The following is a 24,385-nucleotide window of genomic DNA, read 5'->3' on the forward strand; positions in this document are numbered from 1 at the left end:
CTACCTTTACTGAATTCTGGTGCGTAACAACAGGAACATAAAATACAAACCGCCGACTAGGTTGATAATCACGCTGACTGTAGTCTCAAAGTTCATCACTTTTTCCACGAACCATTGCCCTGAAACCAACAGCGCGACAGCGAGCAAGCTACTCGCAATAATAAGCACCCGGTGTTGATAAGATTTGAACATCTGACGAGCCAAACTCACGGTAATTAATCCGAAGAAGAGAACTGGGCCAACTAATGCCGTAGAAACAGCCACCATAATCGACACAATCACCAAAATGTACTGTGTTAAGCGCTTAGTATTTACACCCAAACTGGTTGCGTTATCAACACCAAGCCACAACACGTCAAGCTTCGGAGACATCCACCATAGCGCTAGCAAACACGCGCCCAAAGGCACAATGCTTAAGTAAACCAACTCCCCTTTTACATTGTTGAAGCTCGCAAACATCACGTTCTGCAATACCGCAAACTCATTCGGATCGATAAGCATTCCTAGGAAGTTCGATAAGCTACCGAAAACACTGCCGCAAACAATACCGATGAGAAGCAGCGTGAAGACATTGTTACGTTTACTTTTGAAATAGAAATGGAACAAACCAAATGAGAAGAGCACCATAATGCACACGGAAAGTGTAAAGTTCGCAACTGCATCAACCACCCAAAAACTAAGGCTACCAAATACAAACAACAACGAGACTTGCACTAACATGTACAGGTTATCGAAGCCTAGAATGGACGGTGTCAGAATACGATTATTGGTGATCGTTTGAAAAACCAAAGAAGACGTTGAAATGGCAATCGCAGCCAACACGATTGACAAGATCTTTGGTGTACGTAACTTTAGAAAAAACTCGTAGTTATCCCATGTAAGACCCTGTCCGATAAACACCCCGATCATGACGATGCAAACAACGGCCAATAGAGCCATTTTGATAGAATCACGCATTGGACTTGTCTCTCAAGATTAGATAAATGAAGATCAAGCCACCAAAGATGCTGATAACCATAGAGATCGGAATTTCATAAGGGAAAATAATCACCCTTGCGAGCAAGTCACACGCTAACACTAGAATCACACCCCAGTACGCGGTCCAAGGTAAGATCTTCTTCATGTTATCGCCCATCATCAGAGAAACGATGTTTGGCACAATCAAGCCGAGGAAAGGGATTACGCCGACGATCATCACGACTGACGAAGCGCAAACTGCCACCAGCGCAACGCCAATAAAGACAATTTTTTGGTAGTTCAAACCGATATTGCGAGCAAAGCTTTCGCCGATGCTGGCTGCACTGAATTGACTTGCAAAAATATACGCTAAAATACAGGCTGGTACTGCGAGGTATAAGATCTCGTAAGTTCCTTGTAGTACGGTCGCAAAGTTCGCCATGGTCCACGCAGACATCGTTTGTACAAGGTCATACTTGTATGCAATGAAGGTGGTAAGAGACGAAACAACATTGCCATACATGATGCCGATCAACGGCACCAAAACCGCATTTTTAAACTTCAGATGCTGTAAGAAACGCACCAGCAGCATAGTACCCAGAACAGCGAACGTGAAAATGAACCCTAAATAGTGCCATTGCGCTGCGCTGCCTAAGAAAACTAAACCGACAATATAGCCAAGCATCGCACAATCAATGGTGCCCATAGTCGATGGTGCAGCAAACTTGTTCTGCACGATCTGCTGCATGATGAGACCAGAGACACTCAATCCAGCGCCAGCGAGAATAATAGCGAGCAAACGAGGAATTCGGCTTACGACATAAATAGAGTTAGCGTGGTCATTTCCGTTGAAAAAATCACTGAAGCTGATTTCAGCCACACCAATCATCAAAGAAGCAACGCATAGCACGACCAGAAAAACGGCGGCAGCAATGGGTTTAAACATAAAAGTAATACTAAGGAAGGTTGGGACTAGCCCGATACAAAATTCAAAAAGGGCCTATAAGACAATACTTATAAGCCCGATAGCTAAAGTGACGACTTACTGTTTAACAGTGCGGTCGATGTCATTCAGCATACGTTGAGTTGCTGTTACACCGCCACCAGCTAGGTACCATGCACTTGAATCAATAAATACAATGTTGTCTAGCTTCGCCGCTGGAGTCTCTGCCACTAACGCGTTATCGAATAACTGTTTCGCGCGACCCTCTGAACGGCCAATCGCTTGTTCACGATCAAGTACGTAAATCACTTCTGGTTTCGCATCAGCGATGTATTCGAAAGAGATAAGGTTTCCGTGGCTACCTTTGATTGGCGCAACTTTTGCGCTCTTAGACTCAACAAAACCAAAGTCGTCAAAGATGATTGAGAAACGGCTACCTTTGTTGAACATTGCAATGTTGCTACCATTATTCATTAGCATCATTGCTGTCGTTTCATCTTTGGTTACTTTCTGATTTACCGCAGTAATTTGCTTTTGAGTCTTCTCAATCAGCGCTTCTACTTCAGATTGCTTCTCGAAGATATCACCTAACGTGCGCCAGTTTTTCTGCGTATCAGCCCAGTACTTGTCACCTTCAACATAGAACATGATCGTTGGAGCAATTTGAGCAAGCTGGTCGTACACCTTCAGCATGCGGTTTTCAGCAATGATCAGGTCAGGCTTAAGCATGTAGATTGCTTCGAAATCTGGCTCACTCAGAGAACCTGTATTTTTCGTCGTCTTTGCGTAAGACTTTAAGTAGTCAGGCAACAACATGTGTGAAGCACCCACTGGAGCCACACCGATCTGATCCAAAACATCTAAGCTACCATGGCCAAGAACAACAACACGTTGAGGTACGCCAGAGACTTCCGTAGAGCCTTTAATGTGTTCTACCGTCACTGTTTTTGCATGAGCTGTCATGAATACAGACGACGCTAAAACCAGAGTTAAACCAGTCACTAGCTTGCGAGCTGAGTTAAGTATTTTGTTCATTTCTATTCCTTTGCTGTTATGACGGTTTTCTATCAAACACACGAAAGCGATTGCCGTGTAATAAACCGTACAACTGCGAGATAACGATTATTTAAAGTATGTCATTAACTTGACAACAAATTTGTAACGCAACTGAGAATTATTATCAATTATATTCTCGCAAAATTGGGTCTACAACAACTTTGTCATTTAGAAATGTAAATATGAGTATTACAAAAGAGAATAATGCCTCTCTTGATCATACTTTTACTCGAATGAGGCATACTTAAAGAACAGAAGCTAACTCAAAAATAATCTGAGTCAGCTTCAATAAAACTGGCTAATTTCGGCTCAAGTAACATGAAAATGAATCGCACAAACAAGTTTATCTGTTGATCAGTTTACAATGTAAATTAAACCTAACTATCTGATTAATTGTGGCTAAAAATAGATCGTATTGGTCACTTCACCTACGCCTTTGATACTTACAGAGATCATATCGCCATCTTTTAATGCTTTGGTTTTCCCTGGCGTTCCCATAAAGACCAAATCACCCGGCTTCAAAGTGAAATAGTGGCTCAAATAACTGACGACTTTCTTCGGGCTATGGATCATAAAGGTCGTGTTCTCTTGTTGGACAATGGTGCCGTTGAGCTTGGTAGTCAATTCAACATTGTTGTAATCAACCCCTCGCGATATGGTTTTGGCGATTGGTCCAAACCCATCAGACGCTTTGGCTCTCAACCATTGAAGATCACTCCCCTGCCACGAACGTTCTGTGAGATCGTTACCAACAGTAACTCCAAAAATCCCCGCCTCCGCCTCTTCCTGATCAGCTTTATGAAGTGTTTTGCCAATCACCAATACCAACTCCCCTTCAAAGTGCACATTGCGAGCATCAAAAGGCGCGTGCACCGGTTGCCCTGAAAGGATCAGAGAGGAAGGAAGTTTAAGAAACATGGGAGGAGGAAGATCAGGATGAGAAGCCGCGTGACTGCGGAAATTCATCCCAACTGCGAATACTTTCTCTGGTTGTGTCGGGAGCAATATCTCCACATCAGCAAGTGATATGCTTTTGTCTGCCACACTATATTCTGAGAAAATATCTCCAACGATTGGAGTTATTGTGTCACCTTTGAGCTGACCATAGCTTATCTGCTCTTGATATTCGTAACGTACAAACTGTTCGACATTAGCCCAAGCACTGACAGAGCAACTTGCGGCTACAAATGCGCCAATCCATTTCATTAAATCATCCTTAAATACTCAATCGAGCTTACTTTTTCGGTAACCTAATGATCAGTATAGAAATTACTGGCGACTTTGCTGTAGATAACAAACAATATTTATGCGAAGCGTGCACTCAACGTACGTGCATAGAGAAAACCTAAGCATTTATTTTGAAAATAATCGAAATAAAGCTTGAAATATAAAAAACGAGGCGTATATTACGCCACCTGGCTCAAAACATGAGCTGTTAATGCAACATCCCAGTCCAAGTTCCCACAAAGACAGTTCGCGATACCTCGTTACACCGCCTCTGCGTCAGCTTTACTTCGATAGTCATTCAATAGCGTCATTTTTGTTCCAACACTCCAGTTAGTTTTTGCTGTAGAAAAATACTCGATCGTCAATAAAACTATCTGGTTAATCTCAATATTAATGTAATAAACACAAGGCACAGTTATGTCTAGAAGAACAACACGACAAATCCATTGGTACCAACTAACTCGCGAGAAATCGCTCAATAAATTCAAAGGCCATAAATGCTCAAAATCAAAATAGACTTATTGAAAGAAAACATCTCTTGGGTCACGGAGATACGACAATTAAACAGTGACATTTTGCATCGCCACATATTACCAAGGCTGCAACACACAAGTTATCTCATCGACTTCGAATTTGATGAAAGAGAGAGTATCGGAACCATTATCTCGAACAGTGGACAGAAGCTAGGACATTTCACAGTCCTCTAGAGCACAAACGCTCCTCCACTAGAAACATCGCCACGTTTCATTCGTAGCAGCAACACCTAGACAGACCTAGTCATTTGCATTTCACATCGCGGCTTTCCGCTAACTAGGTTGTTATTGCCAGTACTCTCACTACTATCTTCATATAGCCTCTGATTTCTCTAGAGTCATAAACCATCGGCTAACCCAAAAATCCGAACAAAAAAAACGGGCATCCGAAGACACCCGATTCATCGTTATTCGCTTTTTTAAACAATTAAAGTTTAGCGAATGCACCTTCCCATGAATAAGTCTCACCTGCAAACTCAACCGTATGAGTTGCTTGCTGAACATCTTCAGCTTGGTTAGAGATACCGTAGTGGTAAGTGTTACCAGAGGTGGTCTGAATGCGAACAACAGTCCCGACACTGTTATGGCCCACAACAGACACAGATTCTACAAGGCCACGAGCGCCAACAGAGGCTTCGATAGACTCGTTAAAGTAACCGTGCGTTTCTAGTACAGAAGCGAACACATGGTTTTGACCAGATTGACGCAAGATAAGTGCAGGTTCGCTCTTCAGGTTGAAGTCTGGATCGTTCGCGCCAGTACGAGCAAAAATCACTTCGCTGCCTTCGTTAGCACTTGTTACTAGGCTGTAGTAGCTGCTGTCGTGCAACCAGCTAACCAAAGAGCTACCGTTCACTTTACCCGAAGCCACGTTCCATAGATGTTGGTAACCGTTGTCTTCGCCAAGTGGTTTAAGCGTTTTTTCGATGTTGTAATCGAAGTCAGTACGGATGATTTGACCAGAGTGGTGAACTGGCAGGTCGTACTGGTGTTCAGCGTCCGCTTCGATGCGGTAAACATCAATCACTAACGGCTTTTCAAATTCAGGAAGCTCAGCAAGAATGACACTACGCTGCATATCTACACCGGTGTAGTATTCAGAGATTGTGCCGCTCATGCCTTGTAGAGACTGGTCGTCTGCCACAAAGAAGTGCTTCTGACCAAACTTAGACTCAGCCAGTGCCGTATCGAAGTTGTTTTGAGTTTTTTGGTCAACTGTTACTGTGTTATGTGCCACAGTCTGCTTACAATAAGACTTGTTCTCTGGGATGTAACGACCGCCAAATTTAGGCTCAACGTTTACCCAGCGACCGAAGCCGTAGTCGTGCAGTACTTCGTGACCGCGGTTGAACACGCTTAAGTGCAGGCCATCGTAGTGACCGTGGTCTAGTGCAGAGTGGTACTGATGGTCTGAGCCGTGTTGGCCAAACCAAATCAGAGCCATTGTGTCATCGTCTTGCTCGTCACGATGACGAAGAATGCTCACGCCGCCTTTCTCACCTTCAGGGCCGTCAGTCACGAACAGGCTACCCCAGTTGAATGGCTTGATTTCATCAGCCGCTTCAACCGCGCTTGATAGTGTTTTACCTGAGATATGAACCCATACGTCTTGCTGGTGATCAGCCATGCCAAGCAGAGTTTCAGTTTGCTCGTAGCGGTGGTAACACACAGATGTTGCCATGATCACGCCTTCATCGTTGATAGAAATCGTCTTCGATGAATCGTTCAGCGCTGGTAGCGTACCGTCTGGGAATGCCGTCTTAAATACCGCGTAAGACGTTGTCTTGATAACTGAATCGTTGAATTCGTAGATACCAAGCTCAGGCTGACGACGCTCAATAGCCTCTGCGAACAGGTAGATTGGACGCAGTGAGAAACGGTGGTAGTACGGACCTTCCATGTAGTAGCCGTCTGGCGAGAACAATTGGTCTAGCTGTGCTAGGAAACCACCGCTCACTTTGTCTAGCTTAAGGCCGTAAAGCGCTTTATCTACCGATTCTTGATCGTTGATTGCGTAGCCACAGATACCTACAGCTGCTACTGCCCATAGACCGTGGTTGTGTACGATGTCGAAGTCGTGGCCGTATGTTATAACGAACAGCTCGATCATCTGCTTGAATAGGTCGTTTTCAATCAGCGTTTTTTCATCTTCAGAAATCGTGTGGTAAACACAGCTGTATGCGCACGAAGCGTATAGCATCCACATGTTTTCATTCAGTGTTTGGTGGAAGATCTTACCCGGTGGGTTTGAATCACGGCTAGTGTTGCTCTCTAGCGATGGGTAAACCTTCGCGTAAGCCGTTAGCATATCTACGATGTAATCACGGTATTTAGTCTCTTCTGTGATAAGGAATAGACGACCCGCTAGATCCATATGGATGTAGTTCTGCTTATGACGGTTATGTTCGTAACCGCCGCCCTCGCCGTGTCCCGGAACTTCAATACCTACTTCTGCCATGTAAGCGTCAGTTTGGTTGATATCGCGAGTAAGTGCTTTTCCTAATAGGCTATCCTTGCCAAGTTCTTTACGAAGCTCTGCTGCTTCTTCAAAGTTCAGTAAAAGTGGTTGATAGCTCATTGTTATTTCTCCTGACCAGCTGAAGTTGAGTCAATTAGGTTCTCTTCTAGCGAGTAGAAACCTGTCCAGCTGTACGTTTTGCCATTTAATTCGACTTTGTGTTCAGTGGTGTCAGTCGCACCCAGTTGGTTGCTGATCATTACTGTGACACGAGAGGTATTCGTTTCAATTTCAACAACAGAACCGATGTTGTTGTGCGCCAGTACTTTGATGTCTTGTACTTGGCCACGAGCGTTCACTGACTGCTCAAACTCTTCGTTGAAGTAACCGTGCGTCTCTAGAACTGAAGCAAACAGCGTTGTTTCGCCTTTGCTACGCAGAATAAACGCAGGCTCAGAACGCAGGTTGAAGCTTGGGTCATTCGCACCAGAACGAGTAAAGATAACTTCACCGTTGTCGTTCGAGCTTGTACCTAACCATGTGTAGTAGGTGTTGTTTTGTAACCAGCTCACAAGTGCTGTCTCGTTCGCTTCACCACTTGCTACATTCCATAGGTGTTGGTAACCGAAGTCGCCACCTAGCGTGTGTAGCTCTTTGTTGGTTTGGTAACCGAAGTTTGTACGAACAATCTGACCTTCATACTGGTGAGAGTAATCGTATTGGTGCTCGCCTTTCGCTGAATCTAAGCGGTACAGGTCTAATAGTAGCGGAGATTCTAGACCTTCAAGGTTTAGCATGAACACACTGCGTTGCATGTCAAAACCATCGTAGTGATCGTTCGCGAACGCACTCATACCATTGATTTTTTGGTCTTCTACTTTGAAGAAGTGAGGCAAGCCGTGAACAGAGTCTGCGCGCTCAACATCAAAGTTGTTCTGACATTTTTCATCAATCGTTACCGCGTTGTGCGCGATAGTTTGACGAGCGTAAGATTTGTTTTCGTCTAGGTAACGGCCACCAAATTTTGGCTCCACGTTCACCCAACGACAGAAGCCGTATTCACGCAGCACTTCTTGACCACGGTTGAAGAAGGTAATACCTAGTGTATCGAAGTTGCCGTGGCCCATACCGTGTTGGCCGTAGTTCATCACTAGCTGAGACACATCGCCTTTGCTGTCTTGCATACGGATGAAGCCTTGAGCACCGTTGTGACCTTCTGGGCCTTCGTTCAACTCAACACTTGGCCAGAAAGGCATACCAATTTCTTTCTCAGCAGTTGCTGCTTCGTATGCCTTAGAAAGCTCTAATCCACAAGCATGCATCCATACTGCGTCTTGAATCTTCGCCATACCAAGGATGTTTTCGTCTACCTTGCCATCCACTGCGTAGTGCTTGCTGTAAACACTTACCGCAACTTGTACGCCCATGTCTGTGATACCCATAGTGCGAGACGCATCGTTCAGTGCTGGGAATTCACCATTAGGGTAAGCCGTTGAAAGCATCGCTTGTACTGTGTTACCAATCACGCCGTCTTTGTAGTTGTAGATGTCTACTTCTGGCATGTGACGGTGAATCACCTCTGCGAAAACACACGTTGGGCGAATCGCATAACGGTGGTAATAAGGACCTTCCATGTAGTAGCCAGAAGGTGCAAACAGTTGAGAGATTTGCGCTAGGAAACCGCCTGTGTCGTTACGATCAAGACCGTATACCGACATTTCCAGGTACTCGCGTTTGCCCAGTGCTAGGCCACAAATACCGACAGCTGCTACAGCCCAGATACCATGATTGTGGATGCGGTCGAAGTCGTGTGCATACTTCACCGTGAACATCTCAAGCATAGGTTCGAAGATGCGAGACTCGATATTGTCTCGTTGTTCTTGCGTCAAAGTAGACTTAACGCACGAATACGCCAGGCTAGTGAACATTAACCAGCAATGTTCGTTTAGAATTTGGTGGAAAAGACGACCCGTTGGATTTGTGTTCTTTTGAACATGGAAATCAAACGTCAGGTACTTGTCTGCGTATACTTCCAATAGTTCAGTAACGAAATCAGCGTACTTTTGCTCTTTAGTGATAAGGAACAAACGGCCAGCTAGGTTCATGTATGTGTAGTTTTGTTTGTGACGGTTGTGCTCGTAACCACCCGCCTCGCCATGCCCTGGCACGTCAATAGGTAAACGCATGAAGGCTTCCAGCTCTTTTTGGTTAGCTGCGATCGTCTTACCCATTAAACTTGAACGGCCAACTTCTAAATGAAGTGCTTCAATTTCCGCGTCCGTTAGTAGTATTGGTTGTGTAGTCATGTTCTTTATCACCCTCGATGAAGAGTTTCTATATTTGAATTTCAATCTAATTCTTAAACTCCATATAAAGTAATACAATATGAGGTTTAATCCCACCAATTCATCGCTAAATGATGAGCAGAATCACATAAATCTCGCTAAACCTTTGATCTAAAAAGCCAATAACAACTATCAGAGTTGTGTTAAGTCTTTGATTTTACAACACAATAAAAAGTAGCACTTGATCAATATCACACATTTCTGGATATATTGTATTACAATTAAACCCAATCACTTATGATGGACACAACTTAATGAACATATAAAAAATTTACACGCTTTGGAGAGACACAATGAACGCATTCTTTATCAATAACGAGCAACCTTGGGAAGAGCTGGGTGGCGGTATTAAGCGCAAGATCGTGGCGTACACTGACGATCTAATGGCTGTACACCTATCTTTTGACAAAGGCGCGATTGGTCATCCTCATACTCACGAAATTCATGATCAAATTGGTTATGTGGTTCGCGGTAGCTTTGAAGCTGAAATCGAAGGCGAGAAAAAAGTTCTAAAAGAAGGTGACGCGTACTTTGCACGTAAGCACATGATGCATGGTGCAGTTGCTCTTGAGCAAGACAGCATTCTTCTTGATATCTTCAATCCAGCTCGCGAAGACTTCCTAAAATAATATATAGCGCAACCTCAGTTGCTAAGGTAAGCACATGAAATCATTTAATATCGCGGTCATTGGCGAATGTATGGTTGAGCTACAGAAAAAAGATGATGGGCTTAAGCAAACATTTGGTGGTGATACACTTAATACGGCTTTATACCTGTCTCGCTTAACCCAAGAACACAACATCAAAACAAGCTATGTAACCGCATTAGGCAATGATCCGTTCAGCCTAGATATGCTGGATAAGTGGAATGCAGAAGGCATCGACACTAGCTTGGTAAAGCAAATCGATGACAAGCAACCTGGCCTCTACTACATTGAAACTGATGAGACGGGCGAACGTAGCTTTCACTACTGGCGTAATGATGCAGCAGCAAAATACTTGCTTGATGGTGACGATGCATCATTAGTGCTAGACAAACTGTTCTCGTACGATGCTCTTTACCTAAGTGGTATCACATTAGCGATTCTGACAGAGAAAGGTCGCACTGCCCTACTGGCGTTCTTGGAAGAGTACAAAAAGCAAGGTGGCCAAGTTATTTTTGACAATAACTTCCGACCTAAGCTTTGGAAAAGCCAAGAAGAAGCGCAATCTTGGTATTTACAACTACTCAAATTCACTGATATCGCGCTCCTGACCTTTGACGATGAGCAAGAACTTTATGGTGACACATGCATTGAACAATGTATTGAGCGCACGACAAAAAGCGGTGTTAAAGAGATCATCATTAAACGTGGTAGCAAAGACTGCCTAGTGGTTGAAGCGGATGCCGCGCATTATGTGGCGCCAAACCCGGTAGACAAGGTTATTGATACCACTGCCGCAGGCGACTCATTCAGTGCAGGTTTCCTAGCGAAGCGATTCTGTGGTGGTAATGCCCGTGATGCTGCGTTTGCAGGCCACTGTGTCGCTGGCGCAGTGATTCAACATCAAGGTGCAATTATTCCTAAAGAAGCAATGCCAACACTGTCTCTCTCTTCTTAATTTGATGTAAGCATGACGCCATTATCTGCGTCATGCTATGCTCAATCAAAGTACTAGACGAGACGAACCAATAGATTTTAAAGCGCTGATAATTCAATAGTTATCAGTCAATTTAGACGTGAGATATTATCCATGACGACATTAAATGAACAACTGGCTAACCTGAAAGTTATCCCTGTAATCGCAATCAACCGTGCAGAAGACGCTATCCCTCTAGGTAAAGCGCTTGTTGAAAACGGCATGCCATGTGCGGAAATCACACTACGTACTGAATGTGCAATCGAAGCGATTCGCATCATGCGTAAAGAGTTCCCAGACATGCTAATCGGCTCTGGTACGGTACTGACTAACGAGCAAGTGGACGCATCTATCGAAGCGGGCGTGGACTTCATCGTCAGCCCTGGCTTTAACCCACGTACGGTTCAATACTGTATAGACAAAGGCGTTGCTATCGTTCCTGGTGTAAACAACCCAAGCCTGGTTGAGCAAGCAATGGAAATGGGCCTACGCACACTTAAGTTCTTCCCTGCTGAGCCTTCAGGCGGCACAAGCATGCTTAAAGCACTGACAGCCGTGTACCCAGTAAAATTCATGCCAACTGGCGGCGTGAGTTTAAAGAACGTTGATGAATACTTGTCTATCCCTTCTGTTCTTGCATGTGGTGGTACGTGGATGGTTCCAACAAAACTTATCGACGAAGGTAAGTGGGACGAGCTAGGTGCTCTAGTACGTGATGCAGTGAATCACGTCGCAAAATAATTCATCTAGCGACAGATTATTTTTAAAGCGAGCCTCTTGGCTCGCTTTTTTCGTTTAAGCTGCTTTTGCGATAGATTTGGACTTCAATAGTATGATGATAATGACGCAAAGATGAGTGAGGCGCTCATCGTTAGCCCTGTCTTAGAACCACCTATACTTACTGTTTTAGGAAGAGATCTGGAAACAAAAGTAGATGCTAGTTATTTCGTCTAAACAACAGAGTCACACCCTTAGCATCTAACTTCATGATTTTAAAAGGAGTCAATGGTATTACAAATGGTTACATTTAAAAGCAATTAGTATTACGAATTGGATTTTACAAAAGTGCTTTAAAGCCCCATATGTCATAGCTTTGTCAGGATTTTTATATATCAAAAAGCTCTTGGTTTGGATCACAATAAAAGCATATTGTAGTACAAATATACCTGTAAAAGAGTAATCTAGGAGTCAGTTAATGATCACACTTAAAAGGCTGAAAAAATGACTATTGATACTCTTGTTGTTCTTGCCTACTTCTTCTTTCTTGTAGCCATTGGTTGGATGTTCCGTAAGTTCACAACGTCGACAAGTGATTACTTTAGAGGGGGCGGCAAAATGTTGTGGTGGATGGTTGGTGCAACCGCCTTCATGACACAGTTTTCAGCATGGACGTTTACAGGTGCCGCAGGACGCGCGTTCAGTGACGGTTTCGTCGTTGTAATCCTATTCTTAGCCAATGCATTTGGCTACTTCATGAACTACATCTATTTTGCTCCAAAATTCCGCCAGCTTCGCGTTGTAACAGCAATCGAAGCAATTCGTCAGCGTTTTGGTAAAACTTCAGAGCAATTTTTCACTTGGGCTGGTATGCCTGACAGCTTGATTTCAGCGGGTATCTGGTTGAACGGTCTTGCAATTTTCGTTGCTGCTGTATTCAACATTCCAATGGAAGCAACCATCGTTGTAACAGGTCTAGTACTCATGTTGATGGCGGTAACTGGTGGTTCTTGGGCCGTTGTTGCATCTGACTTCATGCAAATGCTTGTTATCATGGCTGTAACGATTACTTGTGCAGTTGCGGCATACTTCCACGGTGGCGGTCTAGGCAACATCGTTGCAAACTTCGATGGCGACTTCATGGTTGGTAACAACCTGAACTACATGAGCATCTTCATCCTTTGGGTTGTATTCATCTTCATCAAACAATTCGGTGTAATGAACAACAGTATCAACGCTTACCGCTACCTGTGTGCAAAAGACAGTGAAAATGCGCGTAAAGCGGCTGGCCTTGCATGTGTGCTAATGATTGTTGGTCCACTAATTTGGTTCCTACCAGCTTGGTACGTAAGTGCATTTATGCCTGACTTCGCTGACCAATACGGTTCAGTAGGTGCAGACGCTGCTTACCTAGCATTCGTACAAAACGTAATGCCTGCAGGTATGGTTGGTCTTCTAATGTCAGCAATGTTCGCGGCTACCATGTCTTCTATGGACTCTGGTCTAAACCGTAACGCAGGTATCTTCGTGATGAACTTCTACAGCCCAATTGTTCGCCCACAAGCGACACAGAAAGAGCTGGTTGTAGTAAGTAAAGCAACGACAGTAATGATGGGCTTCATCATCATCGGTATTGGCTTGTTCATCAACTCACTGCGTCACCTAAGCCTGTTCGATATCGTACTAAACGTTGGTGCATTGATTGGCTTCCCAATGCTTATCCCTGTACTTCTAGGTATGTGGGTTCGTAAGACTCCAGACTGGGCTGGTTGGGCAACACTGATTGTAGGTGGCTTCGTTTCTTACATCTTCGGTATCTCTCTACAAGCTGAAGACGTGCAAAACTGGTTTAACCTAGAACACGCACTAACGGGTCGTGAATGGTCTGACTTGAAAGTAGCACTGAGCTTAGCAGCACACGTTGTGTTCACTGGTGGCTTCTTCCTAGCAACAACACTGGTTTACAAAGGTCGTACACCGGAGCGTGAAGCAGAAGTTGAGAAACTATTCGAGAACTGGAACACACCAGTTGTGGCCGAGTCTCAAGAGCAGCAAAACCTAGACACTAAACAGCGTTCAATGCTTGGTAAACTAATCTGTACTGCAGGTTTCGGTATCCTAGCGATGGCTCTGATTCCAAATGACATTACTGGTCGCGCCCTATTCCTACTGTGTGGTTCGATTGTACTGTCAGTTGGTGTACTACTGGTTAACGCCTCTCGCGGTGGCGTAAAAAAGCTCGATGAGCCAGCGGCAATGAAATAAGCATTGCTTCTAGCAGCAAAACAGCTTCTAGCAAGAATACACCGTTAACAAACAAAACGCCCAAGCATCAATGCTTGGGCGTTTTTTTATATGTTCAGTACTGAGGAAGATAAGACTTTCCTGCCCTACTGTTTGTTGTGCTTGCTGTTTATTGATCCTGCTGTTTATTCAGCCAACGCTTTGACTCTTAGCTTTTGGTCAAGTTCATACAGGTGTTCAGCAGCTTCCATATGTTGAGGATAATCCGCAAATTTCTCGCGCTGTTCTGGCGTCATCTTACAGGTTTCATCGACTAGCATTAGCGTCCAATACAACTTAGTGGTGCGTAACATCGCCAGTAACGGCTTCAGCACCTCTTTTTCGTAGACTTGAATCAACTGTTCGATCCATTCGTCACGTTCGTCTTCAGTTGAAATAGCACCTTCAATCGCTGCAATAACGTTTAGGTATTTTGGGTTGGCCTTGAGCTTGTCCATAACAGACTCTGTCTCTTTAGCGAGCTCTTCAAGCTCTAGCCTTATTGCAGCGATCCAACTCGCTTGGGTAAGTGCGTCAGCGTCAATTGTCTCAAAATCAGACTTAATGCGACGCTCAACGTTCTTTTGTGCCTGCTTAACGACAGAACGCACTTTTTGAAAAGGAAGTTGGTACTCCTTACCTAGCTCAGTGATCAATGTGTGAAAACCACCATTTGGTAAATGCAGGTTCTCTTTAAATGTCGCCAAAGCCGCCTCTTGTTCAGGTGTAAGGTTACTCATTCTCTGTCCTTTTAATCTCTTCTAACTCTCAACGGACTGCCGAGCATAACATCATTCACTCTTGCTGTTGGAGCGAGTCCCTCTTATGAGTCCAAATATCTCTTTAAGTGACGAGATAATAAGCACTCGTGGCATTAAATGGTAAATCCTGAACTTCTGAATTCTGTACATTACGTGCACAAGGGTTGTATCGCAGACAGGAGTCTCCCAACTAAATAAGAGAACACCATGACATACTCAGATTACAAAGAATCCGATCTACACAAATGCGTTATCGTTACAGTTGAGTTACTCACATCAACAGCCAAGTTTGCTATCAAAGCCAGCGCCACTCTATTTAAATGTTTTCGTTGGCTCGCTATTAAGGCTTATCGGTATGTTATGAAATAGACTTAAACGCGTTAAGTACCCCAACCAAAATTTCAAAAAGCGCTACCTGATAAAAGGTAGCGCTTTTTCGTTTTTCACATCTCAGGTTAATAGTCTCGTAGAGTTCAAAGCGATGAAAGTTTATCCAACCGGTGGCGTTAAATGGTAAAACTCATCAAAACAAATCGCCCATACTACACCTGTTCCAACGAAACAGACTTATTCAATAATACAGGTACTAAGATGAAAAAGATGGCACTAAAGATTGTAGGACTCACGGTTTTAGCTTCGGCGCTAACGGGTTGTATCGGTAGTAATGCTGTCACAGGGAAAGTGATGAAATTCAACGTAGAAGTTGTAGATAACCGCTACGCTCGAGCAGGCGTGAACTTCTTACTTGCCCCCGTCTACGGTATCACTACCGCCGCCGACTACGTGGTGTTCAACTCACTAGAGTTCTGGACTGGCAAAAACCCTATCAGTGGCGCGCCACACGTCTTTGATACGGAAGCAGACACACACTTCAAAGTGAATGATGAACTCGACCCAAGCCTGAAAGAGGCTCCGGTTGCACCCCTGTCTAACAATCGCACCATCGAAACAGGCGAAATGATTCAGATTGATGAAAACACTATCCAGATGGATATCGTGTACAACACAGGAGAAAGTGCAACCTTAACGGGTATTAGAGAGGGTGAAGAAGTCAGTTACTACATGAATGGTGAGCTCGTTTCTCAAACGACCATTAGCGAGCTAGAAGCCCTGAAGAAAGGTAACTCATAAACCGATTTAAACGTTTAATTAGACATTAATAGAAAGGCCGTTGAGAGTCACATCACTCTCAACGGCCTTTCTCGTTTATTCCCAGTGCTAGCTAATTTTGGCTATCCTGCCCTTGATTCAATCGAATGCTCACCAAGCTTGCCACCATGATAGCAAGATAGAAACTTCCGATGATTGATTCCATAAACACGAAGAACTGAGCAACGGGAAGGGCCGGAGATATATCGCCATAACCAACGGTCGTAAGCGTAATAAAGCTAAAGTACATCGCGTTAAACAAATTACTCAGCCACTCTCGCTCTTCTAACCCGTTAAACGCGTTGGGGAGAATCTCCAAGATCAGAAGATAGATGGTTGCCCAAGCCAAACCGATTAATAGGTAGATACAGATGGAACCTATAATGTGGTTCTTGGTGACATTAGATGCCTGCATCACCTGTTTAAGTGCCGAGTAAATATGAGAGAACAGAAACGCAGCGAGCGCTAATAGAGTGACAATGGAGAGGTTATAATCTTCAAAGAATGAGAATACCCCAGATACCCCCGCCGTGAGCAAAAGTAACCCATACCAAGAACGATACAGTGCTCGCTCTTGATGTATCCCTGCAATAGAAACCGCCAATGTCATGATTATTAGGAATAAAATTGTCTTTTGCCCTTGAGGGTAGAATTGCTGCATCACGGCGCAGCCGAAGAACAGCACTAGCAAGGCAAAAAACAGAAAGTAAAAATTGTCATCCTTCGACACTGGCTTCATTTAGCTTGCCTCTTTTTCTTTCTGGTCTTGTTGGTTAACCTGGTCCTCTTGCTCCAAATTGAGCCAAACCATCATCAGCTCATAGGTTAAGCTCAGTACCACTGCGCCCACAAACAAACCTACAATACCCGACATCGCCATCCCACCTAGTGCACCAAGAAGGATAACCAGCATAGGGATGTGAGAACCACGGCTTAATAGAACAGGCTTTAGAATCGCGTCACTACCACTAACGATCAAACACCAAACCAAGAACAAGCTAGCCGCGAGTGTCGACTCAACACTGAACATGTAGATAATCGCAGGGAGTAGCGCCAGAATCGGTGGCAGTTGGATAATCGCAATTAACAGCACCGCTAAAGCCCAGAAAGCAGCGGCAGGAACACCAGCAATCACTAAACCAATTGCAGACATAACTGACTGAATCAAAGCAACCCCAATAACGCCCTGAACCACGCTGCGCACCGTTACTTTAGAGAGCTTAACGAGCTCTTCTCCTCGACCATCAGTTAGGCGTGCGACCAAATGCGTCAAACCCACTTGGCACTTATCAGCATTACTCATAAATGCGCCCGCAATGATGGTAGAGATAATAAACTGAACAAAACCACCACCCAGAGATCCAAGAATCGAGGCTGCTTTTGATGCGAACTGTTTTATCTCATCCGCATATTTAACAAAAGCGCCTTCAATGTTGGTTGATGCGTAGACTAACGCGCCATAGATCTTTTCACCCACAAGAGGGATCTCTTGCAAAGACTGTTTAGGCTTAGGGACGGACAATGTCCCATCTTGAAGACCACTCATTAGGTCAGATGCACTGGTATAGATGCCTGAGGACAAAGCGATAAGAGGGATCAGGAGCAGCAACACACCAACAAAACTCAACAGTCCACTGGCTTTACCTTTAGACATTCCAGTTTTGTTTGAAATCGCCACCGCTACAGGATAGAGCGCTGTCGCAATGATCGCTCCCCACACCACCAGCAGAATAAAAGGACGTAGAATTGAGAAACACCAATACACAAGGATCGCTACAGCGGCAATTTTTATCGCAGCATCAATCGCTTGTTTAGAAAAGTCGTCAGTTAACTTCATAAAACATCCTTGTTCACTAAAAATTAAGGCTGATTTTGCAGAAACTTCCAATTCCGGGTCTCAAGAAATAGGGAAGCCAAAATCATATAAACACCGATCATCACCAATTGAACAATGCGTATCAGTGTGTTGCTATCAATGTCACCTGAGCTCATCAAGGTACTGCCAATAAGAACAAGTAAGGTACTAAACGCTGTCGCAAATATCGGGGCTTTCTCTGGCACGGTATAGATTTTCCGAGCCATAAAGATCGCCACTAAACCAATAAACAGCGAATAAAAAACAATGTTAGGCACGATGGCGAGAATAGAGAACGCTGCAATAGCCAGTAGCCCGCCAATGCCATTACTGATCACCAAGAAGGCGCTCAGTTTCACTGACTTCTCTGCCGTGATCATCAAAGAGAGAAGCGCAATAAACATCATAGTCAACAATGCTTCAGAGATTTGAAAAATGAAGAAGAAGCAAACCACTGGATAAGAGATGATCATCGCTCTAAACGCAGCATACCAACGCTGTTGGCGATCAAGAGGCGGCGCCGCAAAACCTGAGAAGTCGGATTTTGGTTCAGGGAAATAGATATGAACCAACGCAAAAATCAGCACCGATACTACGCCAGACGTCGCTAATCCTGATGCCAAAAGTACAGAGACTCCCGGATTAGATATCGCCATAAACGGCAACATCAGTACGGCGATCAGCAAAATGGTCGCGAATAAATTCCACTTGGGATCGACAAACAAGTAGTAACCCCAAAGCATCATCAAACCAACCAATACCAATAGTGGGATCGGATACTGGGTAATTCCTCTTGAGAGCAACAAACCTAATACCATGGTTGCGACCAATGCAAGTAGCAGCTCGTAAACCGTCTCTTTATGTAGAGTTGGCTTATCAATCAAGAACTTTGCAGTGAACACGGGAGCTACGAATGCCAAGGGCCAATTGATCCATGCTGCAATAAAAACCGATATGGTTACGCCTACTGTGAAACGCAAAATTCGTCGCTGTACCTGTTCATCTAAGATGACGTTATCTGACATAAGAAAGCACGCTGATGAAACGAATCCAGAGTTTGCCAATTGCATTAAAGATGAAGTTATCGCCGCTATAGACTATCACATCCGCTTGGCCGCCCACCCGAAGTAAACCCGACACATCATTGCGTTCAAACTCGATGGTGATAGGTAACATCTGGGTTTGTCGTAACCAACCTGTCTGTTGATTCGCTTGAGCAAGCTTACCCGCTTGATCGTTTTTCCCCCAATCAACACCCCAGTCAATACTCGTCACTTTTCCTTTAATGACCTTGCCCGGCGCGAAGTCTAAGGCCACTTCAACCTCATCTCCGACTGTGACATTGCCCAAGCTGTTTTCACGATAATACGCTTCGATCCAGATATCCTGAGTTGAAACAAAGGTCATGATTGGCTGACCAGAAGAGGCATAGAAACCCTCGGACAAACTGAAATTTGAAACACCACCTTGGGTTGGTGCCGTGATAACGGTTCTCTCTAGATTGAGTTGTGCTTGCTCAAGCGCTAATAAGGCCGCTTTAACTTGGCTATTCTCTTCACCCTCTTTACCCATCTGTTGCTTGGCGCGCTCTAGATCCGCCTCTGCATTGGATACCGCTGCACGCGCTGTGGCAACCGCTGCTCGTGCCTTATCTGCGTCAGACTTTGACACCACGCCTTTGTCTGCCATTGCCAGTACGCGTTTCGCTTGTAGATCTGTGTTCTGTCTTTCGACAATCGCAGAAGTCAGTTTGGCCTGCGCAGAAGCGATATTGGCGGTTTGAGCACCCACGTTCTGTCCAGCAATTTCTAGGTTTTGCTCTGCTTGCGCCACAGCAATCCGATAATCAGAATCATCCAATACTGCTAGCACGTCACCCTGCTCCACCAATTGGTTTGGTTGAACTCGGATATCTAGGACTTTGCCAGAGACTTCTGGCTTGATAGGAACGATGTAACCTTTAACGCGGGCGTTGTCAGTAATTGGAATAACACGATCTGATATAACACTAAAAATCAGCATAGCAGCAACAAACAACAACAAATAGTTGGTCACCTTCCTGACTTTATCTTTTTTATTTACTTGAGGTGTGGATTCACTGTTTGCAGATGATTCCGACTCTTTAGTTTCAGACATACCACTCCCTTTCATCTAGGTAACATCAACAAAATTAATACTTTAAAAATAAGCGTACTCGTGGAAAACTCAAGAAATTGCAGTTAAATTTATCTGATGGCACTCTGTAACTGATAGATGCGTCTAATTTATTGCCAATACACGCACGTCTATTGCAAAAACACACAAAGGATTGTTTCGTGATGGCAGAAACCAAGTATCAAGTTCCTGTAATACAAACCAATTATGCGAAGATCTTAGTGCAGATGTTTAGCGACTATGGACTCGACTTGCATCAGTTGCTGAAAGACTCTGGTCTTCCTCCCGATCTAATCCAGTCCGACAGTGATTTTGTGCCCTCAGAGTCCATTAAACGCTTGATTTACCTGACTTCCGCTCAACTTGGGGTTTCAAAGTTTACTGACCTGCTTGGGCTAGCATTTCGACGCCGCATCATCCCACATGTCTTGCATCAGTTTGTCGATTACCAAACCATTGGCGACGCGCTTCAACACATCAATCAAATTTTCTCCAACGACTCGCCAGGGAGCCGCGTCTCTTTAGTACAAGAACATGGCCAAGTTTGGTTCTGCCGTCAGGCTCCGGACGAGGATTCAACGATGTTTCAATGGGGCGAGGCTTTTGCCATCATCTACATCATTGAGCTCATTACGATTCTCTCAAACAATCAGTGGCAGCCAGATAAAATCCGACTTCAAGGTAGAGAAACAGATGTCATCAGTACTATCACTACCAGCCGTTGCCAACTCTTTATAGAACAAGGCATGACAGCGGTGATGATCCCAAGCGATATCTTGATATTGCCAATTCAGCTTACTAGTAAAGACCTAAGCCCCAAGCCTGCCCTTGTGGAGTGGCACACCAGCTTTACTGATAGTATCTACGAGCTACTTAAGCCGTACATGAAAGAGCAAGATCTATCCATCGAAGATGCCGCTCAATTGCTTAACTTTTCGGTGCGAACTTTCCAAAGAAAACTTAAACAAGAGAACACCTCTTTTCGCAAAATAAAAGAGAATCTAATGTTTTCAGTAGCATGCGAACTGATGGAAGAAGGTCATACGCTAACCTACATTTCCAGCCAACTTGGCTACACCAATATTTCGCACTTTTCGAGAGCCTTTAAACGTGTATCAGGGCTAACGCCTAAAATTTACCAGCGGTCTATTTCATCTACTCGATAGAAGAACTAAGCCATTGAGTGCGTTGGGCTATTGTGACTATTTTTCACAATGACTTTTACCATTTCACGCCATATCGAAATTTAGAGAGTGACGTATGATCTTCTTGCAGCGAAGTCAACGATTTGAAAGGTAGACAATATTAGTTGTTAAGTAGGAAAAGTAAGCTACCACCACTCAAAGAGCTGCCATAGTTGAAGTTGATGCCTACGCCGAAGTTATCAAAGAAATAAGAGTCGTATGGCATATCAAACACTAAACCAGCACCAAACTCGTAGTAGTAGTGTGTATCGAGTGGTTCGGTCAGATCTCCAGCTACATCGATTCTTCTAAAGTTGTAGTGGATCTGAGGATTCTTTAATGACCAAGCGTCTAGCGCTACATTCTGCCTAAACTCGAGTTCATTAATAAACCTTAGGCCCTCTGGGTTACCGATGTCACCATCGTTTGCTTCTCCCCAACCCGTTCCATAAAAATAACGCGCTCGTGACGAAATATTCCAACTGCCCCACTCTTTCTTTTGAAGGTATTTGAGCTTAACTGACGGTTCACCTATCAAGGCCCATGCCGACGTATTCAGCGCGTAACCATCAAGCACAGGCTGAAATGCTTGGGAATAGCTGTTGTTGTATTCATATTTGTTGCGGTAATAGAGCAAATGAGAGCCCAGCCCATAAGCGACAGACCAATGTTGGTCTAACTGATTTCTCACCCCGAAAAAGCCATACAAACCAAACACCGAATCTTTATTTGGGTTCACACGACGATCATTAGTCACATCCGATGAAACCTCAATGTCCTGCTCAGATAACGCGTACGAGCCACGTACCGACCAAATCAGATCAACATCAGGGTCTTCGGTGTTTATCAAAGATGAGTAAGGAATTGAGCCCACGCTGACTTGGCTTCGAGTATCAACGGTTTTATCAGAACCAAAGCCACTGTCGTTGAGGTTAATAAACGAATTAGGGTCAAAGTCTACAAAACCAATCGAAACAGCATCGCTATCGGTGAGCGCGATAGACGCTGCAAAAATCTTCTCCAAACGGTTCTGAATCGCCTCATTAGAGGAATAAACACTGGACGAAATAAGACCTGTTAAAAGTACACCAGTCGTGGGGGACTTGAGGAATTGGGGTGAAAGCATTAAGTTGACTCCATTCAAACTTATGCTTCAAGTGTAATTGGAAAATTCGCTATTTCAATCAGAGGGTTAAAGTTGGGAATCGAGCACCTCGCAAGGCGAGCTGTAAAAAACTCGCAAGATCGATTGCCCCATAAAGCTCCTCAACATCTTGTACTCGATAGTGAATGATCATGGTCAGTCCTCCGTCGTTGATAGGATTTCAAATAATGAATGAAATTCCATCTTGGCGTATCCCCAAACCACTTACTTACCATTTTATGCCATCGATTTAAGATGAGACTGCGGTAAAGACAAACTGTGTCTTCTAGACCTTGCGCTCTTTACGATACTGTCTGGGTGTCATTTTCATTTGACGTTTAAAGGCGCGAGTGAAGTGTGAAGAATCTGAGTAACCCATTTTGGCGCCGATATCTGTAATTGATAAATCAGAGTGCTCAAGTAAAAATAGTGTCTGCTCTAGCACCATCTCTTCTATCAGGGCTTTGTAAATCACTCCCTCTTTTTCCAAACGCCGTTGGATTGTCCTCACGTTGATGTTGAGGATCTCAGAGGCAAGACTAATCGGCAGTTTACCCATAGACAAATAGGGCTTAATCGCTAACTGAAACGAGCTAACAAATGAGTGAACGCCACCGATTTGCTTAATGGGTTGTTGAAAATTCTCAGCCTTCATACTCAAATTTCGAGCTAAGACGATAGGCGATTGCATAAGTGAGTCAGGAATTTCAAATGCCGTGACCGGACGACCGATAAAAAACTGAGCCTCTGCCATCTCAGGTAATGATTGAAAATACTCTAAATCACTACTTTGGATCCCTACCTCAGTTGCACGCCACTTACCTTGAGTCAGACTCAGAAGTAACTCATTAATAAATATGACCGAGAATAACTCTGACAGCTTAAACCATGGCGCGTCAGAAAAAGGTTTTTCGCGCACCAACCACCATTTTCCGCCGGACTGCTTGGTGTAAATATTGGCCCCCGTGGAACGAGCTTTAAGCTGCTCAGCGAATTCATCTAAAGCGGCTTTCAGCGAAGTCCGTTCAGATAACTGGGCCAAAAACTTAGGGACATAGACTTGCTTACAGAAACTCCATAGCAAGAGCGTTAATTCTTCTCTGGATGCAGACTGCTCCATCAACTCAAGCACGTTCTTAAACGCGGTTTCAGGAAGGTGCTGATAGTCACGTTCATGAGTAAAAATATCGTTAGGGATCTTCGCTTCTCGCAGTAAGAAATAAATGTCTTGGTCAAACTGCTGCAGCAGTTCAACAAACCACTCCACATCATCGGCATTGACGATGGCAATCGAATTACTCTGCTCCGCCATTAATGGGTCCTTTCACAATGGGTTCTATATTATTCTAATCAAAAAAAGGGCCGCTATATGCGACCCAATCCATTTCTGCCTGACGAATCTCAATTTATAGCTTAATTGATTTCGTCATGCCGGCTTCAGCGTGCCCTTTAAAGTTACACGCGAATTCAACGTTATTGTCACCGTGGAAGTGCCACATAAACTGACGGGCCTTTTTGGGTTCTACGACAATAGAGTTCTTGGTGTCATGTTCCATGCCCGCCATTGCTGCCATCATTTTGCGGTGACTCTCTAGTTCTTCTTTGCTACCAATCGAGAATTCATGAGACTCATTGCCCGCATTCATTACCACAAATTGCACCACATCGTTTGGCTCGATCTTAACTTCTTTTTTGAAAGTGATGATTTTATCGTCATCGAGGATCACATGAACCACTTTGTCTGGCTTAGCGCCATTAGCTGGCATCCCTACACTGGATGTAAGTTGCATTCCCATCATACTCGAATGATCCATAGTGGAATGGTCCATCATTTCATGACTCATCGAGCTGTGATCCATCTTTCCATGGTCCATTTTAGAGTGGTCCATCTGCGCAAAAGCAGAAGAAGTAAATAGAGCTAAGCTCAACGCGATAATTGTCTTTTTCATAATAATTCCTAATGTTGTTTTGACCCAGCGAAAGTCTCATTGGGTCATTT

21 protein-coding genes are annotated in these 24,385 nt (G+C 44.2%); 7 read left to right on the top strand and 14 right to left on the bottom strand.

Translation table 11 applies throughout. The features are described from left to right. Window positions 1–6: 6 nt before the first annotated feature. The 4 genes from FIV04_RS15975 to FIV04_RS15990 form a co-directional block, all read right to left on the bottom strand. On the bottom strand, window positions 7–957 hold the full coding sequence (locus FIV04_RS15975) for an iron chelate uptake ABC transporter family permease subunit (protein ID WP_152469690.1): 951 nt from the start codon (window positions 955–957) through the stop codon (window positions 7–9). Beyond that, the gene (locus tag FIV04_RS15980; protein ID WP_152469691.1) at window positions 950–1,903 is read right to left on the bottom strand and encodes an ABC transporter permease; all 954 of its coding nucleotides are present in this window, start codon (window positions 1,901–1,903) and stop codon (window positions 950–952) included. Before FIV04_RS15980 ends, FIV04_RS15975 begins: the two co-directional genes overlap by 8 nt. 96 nt (window positions 1,904–1,999) lie before the next feature. Next, window positions 2,000–2,935 (bottom strand): siderophore ABC transporter substrate-binding protein, encoded by a 936-nt coding sequence (locus tag FIV04_RS15985; protein ID WP_152469692.1) that lies wholly within the window; start codon window positions 2,933–2,935, stop codon window positions 2,000–2,002. A gap of 420 nt (window positions 2,936–3,355) precedes the next feature. After that, window positions 3,356–4,162 carry a fumarylacetoacetate hydrolase family protein gene (locus FIV04_RS15990; protein ID WP_152469693.1) on the bottom strand — a complete coding sequence of 269 codons (807 nt, stop codon included), beginning with the start codon at window positions 4,160–4,162 and terminating at the stop codon, window positions 3,356–3,358. A gap of 518 nt (window positions 4,163–4,680) precedes the next feature. On the opposite strand from FIV04_RS15990, the gene FIV04_RS15995 reads away from it, so the two are divergent. Next, window positions 4,681–4,890: a hypothetical protein gene (locus FIV04_RS15995; protein ID WP_032552773.1), complete on the top strand. Its 210-nt coding sequence runs from the start codon at window positions 4,681–4,683 to the stop codon at window positions 4,888–4,890. A 253-nt stretch (window positions 4,891–5,143) separates the two neighbouring features. On the opposite strand, the gene FIV04_RS16000 is transcribed toward FIV04_RS15995, so the two are convergent. Together FIV04_RS16000 and FIV04_RS16005 are read right to left on the bottom strand one after the other, a co-directional pair. Beyond that, window positions 5,144–7,294: a heparinase II/III family protein gene (locus tag FIV04_RS16000; protein ID WP_152469694.1), complete on the bottom strand. Its 2,151-nt coding sequence runs from the start codon at window positions 7,292–7,294 to the stop codon at window positions 5,144–5,146. Window positions 7,295–7,296: 2 nt separating this feature from the next. Continuing rightward, complete coding sequence (locus tag FIV04_RS16005; protein ID WP_152469695.1) at window positions 7,297–9,480, bottom strand: heparinase II/III family protein; 2,184 nt, start codon at window positions 9,478–9,480, stop codon at window positions 7,297–7,299. Between the two features lie 332 nt (window positions 9,481–9,812). Here FIV04_RS16005 and FIV04_RS16010 point away from each other — a divergent pair, with 332 nt between their 5' ends. From FIV04_RS16010 to FIV04_RS16025, 4 genes are all read left to right on the top strand, one after another. After that, window positions 9,813–10,148, top strand: coding sequence for a cupin domain-containing protein (locus tag FIV04_RS16010; protein WP_032552776.1), 336 nt, complete (start codon window positions 9,813–9,815; stop codon window positions 10,146–10,148). 34 nt (window positions 10,149–10,182) lie between these two features. Continuing rightward, window positions 10,183–11,121 carry a sugar kinase gene (locus FIV04_RS16015; protein ID WP_152469696.1) on the top strand — a complete coding sequence of 313 codons (939 nt, stop codon included), beginning with the start codon at window positions 10,183–10,185 and terminating at the stop codon, window positions 11,119–11,121. Window positions 11,122–11,253: 132 nt separating this feature from the next. Next, entirely contained in the window at window positions 11,254–11,880 is a 627-nt protein-coding gene (locus tag FIV04_RS16020) for a bifunctional 4-hydroxy-2-oxoglutarate aldolase/2-dehydro-3-deoxy-phosphogluconate aldolase (protein ID WP_032552779.1), read from the top strand. A gap of 480 nt (window positions 11,881–12,360) precedes the next feature. Continuing rightward, window positions 12,361–14,121: a transporter gene (locus FIV04_RS16025; protein ID WP_152469697.1), complete on the top strand. Its 1,761-nt coding sequence runs from the start codon at window positions 12,361–12,363 to the stop codon at window positions 14,119–14,121. Between the two features lie 164 nt (window positions 14,122–14,285). Here FIV04_RS16025 and FIV04_RS16030 read toward each other — a convergent pair whose 3' ends face one another. Then, window positions 14,286–14,879: a hypothetical protein gene (locus tag FIV04_RS16030; protein ID WP_152469698.1), complete on the bottom strand. Its 594-nt coding sequence runs from the start codon at window positions 14,877–14,879 to the stop codon at window positions 14,286–14,288. 612 nt (window positions 14,880–15,491) lie between these two features. Here FIV04_RS16030 and FIV04_RS16035 point away from each other — a divergent pair. Further along, window positions 15,492–16,031 carry a DUF3332 domain-containing protein gene (locus FIV04_RS16035; RefSeq protein ID WP_152470646.1) on the top strand — a complete coding sequence of 180 codons (540 nt, stop codon included), beginning with the start codon at window positions 15,492–15,494 and terminating at the stop codon, window positions 16,029–16,031. A gap of 91 nt (window positions 16,032–16,122) precedes the next feature. Here the strand turns inward: FIV04_RS16035 and FIV04_RS16040 are convergent, their stop codons facing one another. The 4 genes from FIV04_RS16040 to FIV04_RS16055 are packed head-to-tail and all read right to left on the bottom strand — an operon-like array spanning window position 16,123 to window position 20,040. Beyond that, on the bottom strand, window positions 16,123–16,788 hold the full coding sequence (locus FIV04_RS16040; RefSeq protein WP_150896622.1) for a potassium channel family protein: 666 nt from the start codon (window positions 16,786–16,788) through the stop codon (window positions 16,123–16,125). Continuing rightward, a complete protein-coding gene (locus FIV04_RS16045) occupies window positions 16,789–17,886 on the bottom strand; it encodes an AI-2E family transporter (protein ID WP_152469699.1) in 1,098 nt (365 codons plus the stop codon). A 23-nt stretch (window positions 17,887–17,909) separates the two neighbouring features. Then, on the bottom strand, window positions 17,910–18,929 hold the full coding sequence (locus FIV04_RS16050) for a DUF2955 domain-containing protein (RefSeq protein WP_152469700.1): 1,020 nt from the start codon (window positions 18,927–18,929) through the stop codon (window positions 17,910–17,912). Then, window positions 18,919–20,040 (bottom strand): HlyD family secretion protein, encoded by a 1,122-nt coding sequence (locus FIV04_RS16055; RefSeq protein WP_152469701.1) that lies wholly within the window; start codon window positions 20,038–20,040, stop codon window positions 18,919–18,921. Before FIV04_RS16055 ends, FIV04_RS16050 begins: the two co-directional genes overlap by 11 nt. Window positions 20,041–20,222: 182 nt before the next feature. On the opposite strand from FIV04_RS16055, the gene FIV04_RS16060 reads away from it, so the two are divergent. Beyond that, window positions 20,223–21,224 (top strand): AraC family transcriptional regulator, encoded by a 1,002-nt coding sequence (locus FIV04_RS16060; protein WP_152469702.1) that lies wholly within the window; start codon window positions 20,223–20,225, stop codon window positions 21,222–21,224. 139 nt (window positions 21,225–21,363) lie between these two features. Here the strand turns inward: FIV04_RS16060 and FIV04_RS16065 are convergent, their stop codons facing one another. The 3 genes from FIV04_RS16065 to FIV04_RS16075 all read right to left on the bottom strand — a co-directional run bounded on the left by FIV04_RS16065 (window position 21,364) and on the right by FIV04_RS16075 (window position 24,335). Continuing rightward, window positions 21,364–22,368 (bottom strand): Solitary outer membrane autotransporter beta-barrel domain, encoded by a 1,005-nt coding sequence (locus FIV04_RS16065; protein WP_152469703.1) that lies wholly within the window; start codon window positions 22,366–22,368, stop codon window positions 21,364–21,366. Between the two features lie 304 nt (window positions 22,369–22,672). Next, window positions 22,673–23,677 (bottom strand): helix-turn-helix transcriptional regulator, encoded by a 1,005-nt coding sequence (locus FIV04_RS16070; protein ID WP_152470647.1) that lies wholly within the window; start codon window positions 23,675–23,677, stop codon window positions 22,673–22,675. Window positions 23,678–23,792: 115 nt separating this feature from the next. Further along, the gene (locus tag FIV04_RS16075) at window positions 23,793–24,335 is read right to left on the bottom strand and encodes a copper-binding protein (RefSeq protein ID WP_152469704.1); all 543 of its coding nucleotides are present in this window, start codon (window positions 24,333–24,335) and stop codon (window positions 23,793–23,795) included. Window positions 24,336–24,385 lie beyond the last annotated feature (50 nt).

The organism is Vibrio sp. THAF190c (assembly GCF_009363355.1).
Classification (GTDB): Bacteria; Pseudomonadota; Gammaproteobacteria; order Enterobacterales; family Vibrionaceae; genus Vibrio; species Vibrio fortis_A.